A 9,495-nucleotide genomic window follows, 5' to 3' on the forward strand; every position below is an offset into this window, starting at 1 on the left:
TTGCCCTAAAAACAGCTGTAAGAAATCTCCGGGGATGTTCCGGCATGGCTCTCGCTCATTCTCGCCGGCCGTCCGCCGCGAATCACATCGTGTGATTCGTTCGGCGGCCAATACCGCTATGAGCTAAGCCCGAACATCCGGTAATTATGTCCCTGACAACGCAAGTCAGAAAGTTGAGGGTTTGTAGTCATTAATCCTGTTACGGTGTACGGGGAACCCTTTAGCCTTACATCTTTAACCTTGAACCTTATACCTTAGTTATGGATATTGCCGATAAAATAGCCGTCCTGGTGGTTGATGATGAAGAGATAATCTGTTCATGCCTGGCCAGTTTGCTGGGCGAGAATGGTTATGATGCCGAGATGGCATATGATGCGGAAACGGCATGGGAAAAGCTGTTGCAAAATAGTTTTGATCTGGTGATTCTGGATATTATGTTGCCGGGGATGAGCGGTATTGCTTTACTGCGAAAGATTCATCAACGTTTTCCCGTATTGCCGGTGCTGATGCTCTCAGCCATTGACCGTTCAGATGTTGTAGTTGAGGCCATGCAGGCCGGTGCCTGGGATTATGCCAGAAAACCCTTTGATAATACTGAATTGCTCCTGACCATTAATAATGTTCTGGCAGAAAAGCGCTTGAAAGAGGAGAAGGAACAACTTTCTTCACGGTTGCCCAATAGAAGCATTCGTAAAATTATCTCCCAGAGTGATTCCATGAAAATGGTTAAGGAGGTTATCGAACAAATTGCCGATACGGATGTTACGGTGTTGATCCATGGGGACACCGGTGTTGGTAAGGAACTGGTTGCCAATCGTCTGCATTTTTTATCCCGGCGGGCTGAAGAGCCATTCATAAAAATAAACTGCGCGGCGCTACCGGAAAATCTGCTTGAAAGTGAGTTGTTTGGTTTCGACCGAGGAGCGTTTACCGGGGCCTTGCGCAACAAGCTTGGAAAGTTTGAACAGGCCGGTAAAGGAACTATATTTCTTGACGAAATCGGGGAAATGGGTCTGCCCCTGCAGACCAAAATTTTACAGGTTCTGCAGGATAAGGCTTGTACCCGCCTGGGAGGGGTGAAAGAAATAGCGGTCCATTGTCGTATCCTGGCGGCAACAAACCGTAATCTTGAAGAGGAAATTAAAAAAGGTTTTTTCCGTTCAGATTTATATTACCGGCTTAATGTGGTTAATATTTATGTCCCCTCTCTGGATAAAAGAAAAGATGATATCCCGTTGTTGATTGATCATTTTCTGCAGATTTACAATAAACGTTATGGCCGTAGAAGAAAAATATCCCGCAAAATTATCGATGGACTGCTTGCCAGGAATTGGCCGGGTAACGTTCGGGAGCTGGAAAACTGGATCAGAAGATTTGTGATCCTGGGAAGCGGCAGCGGCTGGCAGAAGGCTGAGGCTCAGTTGAACAAAGAAGAGAAGCAGTCATCCCCTCATGAATCTCCCTACCTGCAGGAAATATCCTTGCTGCTGGCGCAAAATAAGCCTCTTCCTTTGCGGCAGATGGTGAAACAGATTGTGACAGCTGAGGACCGTTCCTACCTTTTGCAGGTGCTGGAAAAGGTCAAGTATAATAAGAAAAAGGCCGCTCGTCTCTTGCAGGTGAGCTATAAAACTTTTTTGCTAAAGTTGAAAGCCTGCGGTATTGAAAAGGTAAACATGAGAGAACGTAATGGGTTCTGATTCCTTCCATCTGCTGTTGCTGGTTGATGATCCGGTGGTTCAGGGATTGATAGAGACTATTCTTGACCAGCCGGAGTTTCTGGTTTCAACTTTCCGTAATGCCGGCGAGGCCCTGGACCAACTTCGTCAACTAAAGACCGATTTGGTTGTTATTGATATTTCTGCCCGCAAAGATGGGGTGGATATCATCGAGACCTGCCGCAGCATTAATCAGGAAATAGCCATTATTGCCCTTTCGGTTCATGATTCCATTGATGTGGTGGTAAAAGCGATGAAGTCGGGAGCGGATGATTTTATCAGTAAACCCTTTGATGCTCTGGAGCTCAAAATAAGGATACGGAAGGTCCTGGAGCGGAAAGCTTTAGCTCGCGAGGTAAGGAATAAACGGCAACAACTGAAAGAATATGATCTTTATGACCTTATCTTTGGCTGTTCCAGGATGATGGTGCCGATCCGCTCTATTATTGATCAGGTGGCTGATACGGATGTTCCGATCCTGCTTCGGGGTGAAAGTGGAACCGGAAAAGACCTGCTGGCAAAAGTTATTGCCGCCCATTCACTGCAGGCCAACGGTTCCTTTGTTAAAGTCAATTGTTCGGCAATTCCCCTTGAATTGATTGAAAGTGAGCTTTTTGGTTACGAAAAAGGCGCGTTTACCGGAGCCGGGGAGCGTAAAACCGGTAAATTTGAAGCGGCGAGTGGTGGGACAATATATCTCGATGAAGTTGGTGAAATTAATCCGATTCTCCAGTCCAAATTATTACAGGTGTTGCAGGATGGCAGCTTCTCGCCATTGGGATCTGATCGTGATGTGCAGGTTGATATGCGGGTTGTTTCAGCCACCAACCTGGATATTGAGCAGGCAGTGAACGAGGGCCGGTTCCGCCAGGATCTTTATTATCGGTTAAAGGTGGTGGAAATATTTTTACCTCCTCTGCGGCAGCGGGTGGATGATATTCCCCATATCGCCGAATATTTTCTTGAACAGTTCTCCCGGCAGTATAATCGGAAACCCATGAACTTCAGTCGGAAGCTTTTGCGACTGATGCTTAATTATCAATGGCCGGGAAATGTGCGAGAATTGGAAAACATGATTAAAAGGGTAGTTATTTTTGGTGATGAAACGCCGGCAATTTCCGAGATTTCGGCTAAAAAGCGGGTTGGCCTGAGTCATAATCTGGAGGAAATGATTGCCATTGATGATGTCCAGGAGTTGAAAGTTTTTGAGAAGGAAGCGGCCCGTCGGGCCGAACGTTTAATTATTGAAAAAGCGCTGGCAAAAACCGGCTGGAACCGGGTCAAAACTGCCTCGTATCTTAAAATCAGTTACAAGAGTTTATTGACAAAGATTAAAGAATGTGGTTTGCATCCTGAAGGAGAAGTGAGGTCGATGATTCATGATGAAGATTCGCTGACAGATGGGGGAGAAGGAGGGCTGAAAAGATGAAAAAAATGCTCTTGGTTGGATTGAATATTTTGCTGGTTGGCTGTTTGTTGGGATGTGTGACCGCTGATTTTCCTGAGATAAGCTCAGCGGAAGCGCCAATGAGTTTTTCCAAGGATCAATTCGTCATCGGACCTGAAGACGTCCTGCATGTGGAGGTATGGAAAGACCAGGATCTTTCCCGGGATGCAACCGTCAGGCCTGATGGACTGATTTCCCTGCCTCTGGTGGGAGATGTTCAGGCTGAAGGCTTAAATGTCAAGCAGTTGACCGAGGTGCTGACCAAACGCTATGCCAAGTATATAGAAACCCCGAATGTTTCAGTTTCACTGAATGCCATTAACAGTTTCAAGATCTTTATTGTTGGCAAGGTCATTGCTCCCGGAGCTTTTCCCATTCGCAGTAATACCACAGTTTTGCAGGCGATTTCCATGGCCGGTGGCTTTGCTGAATGGGCCACCCCAGATAAAATTGTTCTGGTACGCCAGGAGACTGGGCAGGAAAAGCATTATCGTATCAACTATGATAAAATTGTTTCCGGGGCGGCACCTGATATCTATCTACATAAAAATGACCGGCTGATTGTCCAGTAATCAAAGGGCTGAAAGTCTGTTTGATTGAACCTAAGCTGAGCCATTAGCTGTGAGCTGTTAGCATTTAGCTAAGTAAAATCAAGTCATTAACTGAACAACTTAAAACACCAAACGGATTAAAGCTGCAAATAACGAAACATCCTGAATTCATTGAGCTTACAGCTAATAGCTAAGGGCTAATAGCTTAATTTAGACCTAAGTTAAGCGATTAGCTGTTAGCTATCAGCGTTTAGCCTTGAAAAATAAAGGCGTTACGTTAATGAGAAATAACACCCAACGGGTGAAAGTTTGTAAGTAAATATTCGACTTTGTCTATAGATTGACAAATTTTTATTATTTCTCACAGAGACACGGAGTCACAGAGGGCAAATGACTCTGGTTCTCTGTGACTTTGTGCCTCTGTGAGAGTATTTTTATCTTTTTTTGAAAACGTAGTCGAATGTTTACGTTTGTAATAGCAAAATATCCTGTAATCATTAAACTAATAGTTAACCGCTAAAGGCTAATCGCTCAGTTTAGGTTAGATTTAGGTAATGAAGGGGAGATTGATGAAAAAGAAACAAAAAATTATGCTGGTTATCCTGGTGCTGTTTTTTTTCATTCAGCCGGTTTTTGCCGGGGTGCAGTATCATCTGGCTGCCGGCCTTTCTACCGGTCTGGAGTACGATGACAATATCTACCTTGATCCCGATCATGAAGTGGATGACTGGAATATCATGGTGGAACCGGAAATTTCCTGGCAGATGTTGGCCGAACATGCCGGGCTGGAAATTGTTTACCGACCGGGGATGAACACCTACATGGATGACAGTTCCCTGAACTACATCTCCCATGATCTGACCGGCCTCGTTCATTACCAGCCTTGGGAGCCTTTGAACCTGGAATTTGAAAATCATTACCTGCATAGTGAAGATCCTCTCGATGATGAGAGTCGTGATTTTGAAGAAGGTGCTTCTGGCAGTGGTGACCGGGAGGGCCGCAACGTTTTTTACCGTAATGACAGCAGTATCAGGGCAACCTATACTTTTGGTGTCGATCGCCTCATTGAAGCCGGTTATCGTTTCGGAATCTTGCAAAATGACGATCCAGAACAGGAAGACAGCAAGGAACACGCGGTGACCGGTCACCTGGGATTTCGTTTTGATGAGCAAAATCTGATTGACCTTGATTATGCTTTTACCCGGGGGTTGTATGAAGGTCCCGATGATTTTTACAGCCATGAGGCCACCACCCGCTATACTCATACTTTTTCTCCCGCCCTCGATGTCTATGGTGAAATTGGTTACACTGATTATCAGTATGATCATAGCAGCCTGGAAGAAGACTGGGATGAGTATGATGGCAACTTAGGGATTGTCTACCGTTTCTGGGAACATTATACCCTTGATCTGAGCTATGGCCGCTATGACCGCAATACCGATGGGGATGGTGATGATGCGGATGGGAACAACTACCATGTCAGTCTGGTGCGTGATTTTGAACACCAGTCCTTTACCTTGTCATTTGACCAGGGAACGGATGTGGATAATTTCAGCGGCGACAACAACGGCTATACGGAGTACTGGCGGGCCCAGGCGGCGTTTACCTATGACTTTGCCGACCGCTGGACTTTAACCGGCAGCGGCATGATCGGCAATGATGACTATCAAGAAGAACTGAGCTCCCATGATGATGACAGTTATGAAGTGAATGCCAGTCTTGCTTATGCCGTGCTACCCTGGCTTTCGCTGTCGCTTGACTATACTTATGCCGAGAATGATTCTTCTTTAGATGAGGATGATTATACCGACAACCGGATTGCCTTTCGGGCTACCGGTCATTGGGATATTTTCTAGTTGAGGATTGTTTTCTAGCTACCGGTTGCCGGGATTGGGGACAGAATTAAATTCGGTCCCCTTCGAAGAAGGCGAAGCAAAATTTGCTAATTTTCACTGAGCGGCTTGATTGCAAAAAACTTGCCGCTCTTGTTTTAGATTGTTTGACCACCACCTTTTTGCTTAATTTTTCCCTGTCGGTTGCCGAAGAAGTTATGAAGTACATTGAGCTGATATATTTCCACGCGCAGGAGTTGGGTACATGGCTTTAAACGATAACCGTCAACAGCTGCAGCTGCAACAGTATGTTGATCTGTTCTTACGGAACAAATGGCTGATAACCCTGCCATTTATCCTGATAACCCTGGGCAGCTTTATTTTCGCCCTGGCGATTCCCAATATCTACCAGGCTTCAACGACGATCCTGGTGGTGCCCCAGAAGGTGCCGGAAAATTATGTCCGTTCGACGGTCCCCGCGGCAGTAGCTGACCGCCTGCAGACCCTCAACCAGCAGATCATGAGTCGGACCAGGCTGCAGCAGGTCATTGAACGCTATGGTCTTTACCGGAAGGAAGTCAATGAAATGGCCCCGGAAGAGATTATTGAACTGATGCGCCAAAAAATTGATGTTTCAGTCAATCAGCGCACCCGTACCGGGGTTAATTCATTTACCCTCACTTTTCAGAATCCGGATCCCCGGATTGCCATGCAGGTGGCCAATGGCCTGGCTTCTTTGTACATTGAGGAGAATTTGAAGCTGCGTGAACGCCAGGCGCGGGAGACTTCCAATTTCCTGAATCGGGAACTGGGAAAGCTGGAAAAACAGCTTGCTGAAAAGGAAGCGCTGCTCAGTGTCTTCAAGCAAAAATATATGGGTGAGTTGCCGGACCAGCAGGATGCCAATCTGAGGATGCTTGACCGTCTGGAGGTCCAGTATCAGACCTCAAGTGCGGCCCTGGCAGCAGCTAAAGATCGCCAGATTCAACTGCAGCAGCAATTAAACCAGCTGCCCACCTCCAGTGACACGGTGATGGTGGAAGGACAGGTGGTGGCGGTTGATCCGGATGCCGCCCGGCTGGAAGCGATGAAAAAGTATTTGTCGTCACTGCGGAGCCGTTATACGGATGCCCATCCGGATGTCATCAGCATGGTGGCAAAAATAAAGAAGCTGGAAGCAAAACTAGAGTCCAGTAAACAGCCTGAGACGGGAAATGCAGGTGCGCAGGTATCTGCCAGTCGTACGAGCAGCCCGGCATTTGTTGAGATCAGCAACCAGATAACGTTGGCGAGACATGAGATATTGCAATTACAGCATGAACTCAAGCGGCTGCGGGCTGAAATTGACGTGGTCAATGCCAAGGTGGAAAATGCTCCCAAACGGGAAGCTGAACTGGTGGCCCTGACCCGTGATTATGGCAACCTCCACCAGAATTATCAGAATCTTCTGGATCGGAAAATTGAAGCCCAATTGGCTGAAAACCTGGAGATGCAGCAGCAGGGTGAGCAGTTTAAAATCCTGGATCCTGCCCTGCTGCCGGTTAAACCCTTTAAACCGGATCGGCGAAAAATTCTGTTGGCCGGAATGGTATTGGGCCTGGGGATTGGCGTCGGCCTGGCTTTGCTGTTGGATTTTCTGGGCAAATCATATCGCTATGTTCCCGATATAGAAGAAGACCTCGGGGTTCCGGTACTGATTACCATCCCGAAGATTCTGACCGGAAAAGAGTTGAAATGGCGAAAAATTAAAAATCTCGGCGGGGTATTGGTGATATTCATGGCCATGCTGGCTGCCGGAGGACTGGGGTTTATGTATTTTAAACTGACCTTTTCCCTTCCCGGCTGGTTTCAACAGACCTTCTTTCATTTGTAAACATGGGTGATCATGTATTGCGCCTTTTACGGTTTTCAGGAACGGCCGTTTAATCTAACCCCTGATCCTCATTTCCTCTACCTGAATAGCCATTATCGGGAAGCCTATGCGCACCTGGTGTATGGTATTCGTGAGCGGCGGGGATTTGTGGTGGTTACCGGTGAGGTGGGGATTGGCAAAACCACCCTCATCCAGAATCTGCTGAATAATCTGGATGAAAATGTTGAAATTGCCTATATCTTCAACCCTATTTTGACCATAACGGAATTTTTTGCCACCATTTTTGATGAATTCGGGATCCGGCACCATAGTCAGGATAAACATGAGAATTTGCGGATATTTAACGAGTTTTTATTGAAATGCTTGAAAGAGCATAAAATTCCGGTATTGGTTATTGATGAGGCCCAGAACCTGAGTCTCAAGGTTCTCGAAGAAATTCGCTTGCTCTCCAATCTGGAAACTCAGAAAAACAAGCTTTTGCAGATGGTTCTGGTGGGGCAGCCGGAGTTGAAGGAGAAACTGGGTCGCAGTGAATTGCGGCAGCTGAATCAGCGGGTGGTCATCCGTTATCATCTGCCCCCCCTGAGCCTGTTGGAAGTCAAAGACTATATTAGGAAAAGGCTGTTGGTGGCCGGGACTGCCGATGTGAACCTTTTCAGTAACCGGGCTCTGGAAATGATAGCCCGGTATAGTGGCGGTATTCCCCGATTGATTAATGTGATTGGCGATAATGCCCTTCTCATTGGTTATGCCCAGGGGATCAGGAGCATTGATGAAGGAATTATTGGGGAAGTGGTGACCGACCTGGCCCTCAAAAGGGAGAATACCCCGGCTGCTGCAGTAAAAGGGGTGTTCATAAAGAGGTATCTTTCCCGCTGGCAAAGCATGCTGTGGATTGTTGCATTAATGGCTATCTTAATTCTGTTAATGGTCTCCTTTCGCCAGGAACTGGATCGTGGGATGGCATTTATTCGCTCCCTTTTGTAGACTGGAACGATTTTTGGAGTTTTGATTATGAGTAGAATTCAGGATGCTTTAAAAAAAGCTGAGCAGGAAAGTCTGGCAACCGTGGTAACTGTTCAGGATAACGCTGTGGCTGAAGAACCACAACCGGCAGATCTGATTGCCAAACCTGAGCCGCAGTCACAACCGGTAATTCCGGTTGTAGAGTCTAGTGCGGTAAGAGAGCCGGAAATTGCAGCTAAGCCACTGGAGCGTGAGCGAGTTGAGCTCCAGCCGGAGCCGGACAAACAGACTGTAACCAAATCAACAATACCCAAACCAACTCCTGCCACTGCGGCCTCAGGGCGGAAAACTTCGCAAAAGATTGATCTGAATCCGGCACTTCTGGATGAACACCTGGTATCATTGACGGAACCCTTTTCCCTGGCTTCTGAACAGGTGAAAAAGCTGCGGACAAAGATCATTCTCAGCGCTCCCCAGCGGTTGCCCAACAAGACCATCCTGGTAACCAGTGCCGTCCCCCGGGAAGGGAAAACCACCATTGCCGTTAACCTGGCGCTCTCCCTGGCCCAGGGTCTGGATGAATACGTTCTGCTGGTGGATTGTGATTTCCGTAAACCGGAAATCAGCAAATATCTGGGAATGGAATTCAATCGTGGGCTTTCCAACTACCTGACTTCAGATATTGATCTGTCATCGGTGCTGGTAAAAACGGATTTGTCCCGACTGACCATCCTGCCCATGGGCATTGCCCCGGCAAAACCATCTGAGTTGCTGGCCTCTGATCGCATGAAGCACCTGATCGGGGATTTACAGTCCCGCTATCAGGATCGTTATATCATTTTTGACACCACTTCGCTCATGTCTACTACGGAGGCTGATATTCTTGCCAATCAGGTGGATGGTATCATTATCGTGGTGAGATATGGCGAAACAGATCGTGAGGTGGTTAAACAGGCGCTGAAGAATATTGACCGGGAAAAAATTATCGGCATAGTTTTTAATGGTGCTGATTATCGTACTTCCAGCTTTTATTACCAGGAAACCAAATAAGGCTAAAGGTTAAAGGCTAAAGGTTAAAGGCTAAAGGTTAAAGGCTAAAGGTTAAAGG

7 protein-coding genes are annotated in these 9,495 nt (G+C 46.9%); all 7 read left to right on the forward strand.

Translation table 11 applies throughout. The features are described from left to right. Window positions 1-260: 260 nt before the first annotated feature. Window positions 261-1,700, forward strand: coding sequence for a sigma-54 dependent transcriptional regulator (locus U9P07_09270; protein MEA2109594.1), 1,440 nt, complete (start codon window positions 261-263; stop codon window positions 1,698-1,700). Further along, window positions 1,690-3,147: a sigma-54 dependent transcriptional regulator gene (locus U9P07_09275; GenBank protein MEA2109595.1), complete on the forward strand. Its 1,458-nt coding sequence runs from the start codon at window positions 1,690-1,692 to the stop codon at window positions 3,145-3,147. Before U9P07_09270 ends, U9P07_09275 begins: the two co-directional genes overlap by 11 nt. Continuing rightward, on the forward strand, window positions 3,144-3,737 hold the full coding sequence (locus U9P07_09280) for a polysaccharide biosynthesis/export family protein (protein ID MEA2109596.1): 594 nt from the start codon (window positions 3,144-3,146) through the stop codon (window positions 3,735-3,737). Before U9P07_09275 ends, U9P07_09280 begins: the two co-directional genes overlap by 4 nt. A 548-nt stretch (window positions 3,738-4,285) precedes the next feature. Then, the gene (locus tag U9P07_09285) at window positions 4,286-5,572 is read left to right on the forward strand and encodes an outer membrane beta-barrel protein (GenBank protein ID MEA2109597.1); all 1,287 of its coding nucleotides are present in this window, start codon (window positions 4,286-4,288) and stop codon (window positions 5,570-5,572) included. A 241-nt stretch (window positions 5,573-5,813) separates the two neighbouring features. Continuing rightward, the gene (locus tag U9P07_09290) at window positions 5,814-7,421 is read left to right on the forward strand and encodes an XrtA system polysaccharide chain length determinant (protein MEA2109598.1); all 1,608 of its coding nucleotides are present in this window, start codon (window positions 5,814-5,816) and stop codon (window positions 7,419-7,421) included. A 12-nt stretch (window positions 7,422-7,433) separates the two neighbouring features. Next, a complete protein-coding gene (locus tag U9P07_09295; GenBank protein MEA2109599.1) occupies window positions 7,434-8,408 on the forward strand; it encodes an AAA family ATPase in 975 nt (324 codons plus the stop codon). A gap of 27 nt (window positions 8,409-8,435) precedes the next feature. Further along, window positions 8,436-9,437: a polysaccharide biosynthesis tyrosine autokinase gene (locus tag U9P07_09300; protein MEA2109600.1), complete on the forward strand. Its 1,002-nt coding sequence runs from the start codon at window positions 8,436-8,438 to the stop codon at window positions 9,435-9,437. The last annotated feature ends 58 nt before the right edge of the window (window positions 9,438-9,495 follow it).

The organism is Pseudomonadota bacterium (genome assembly GCA_034660915.1).
Lineage (GTDB): Bacteria > Desulfobacterota > Anaeroferrophillalia > Anaeroferrophillales > Anaeroferrophillaceae > DQWO01.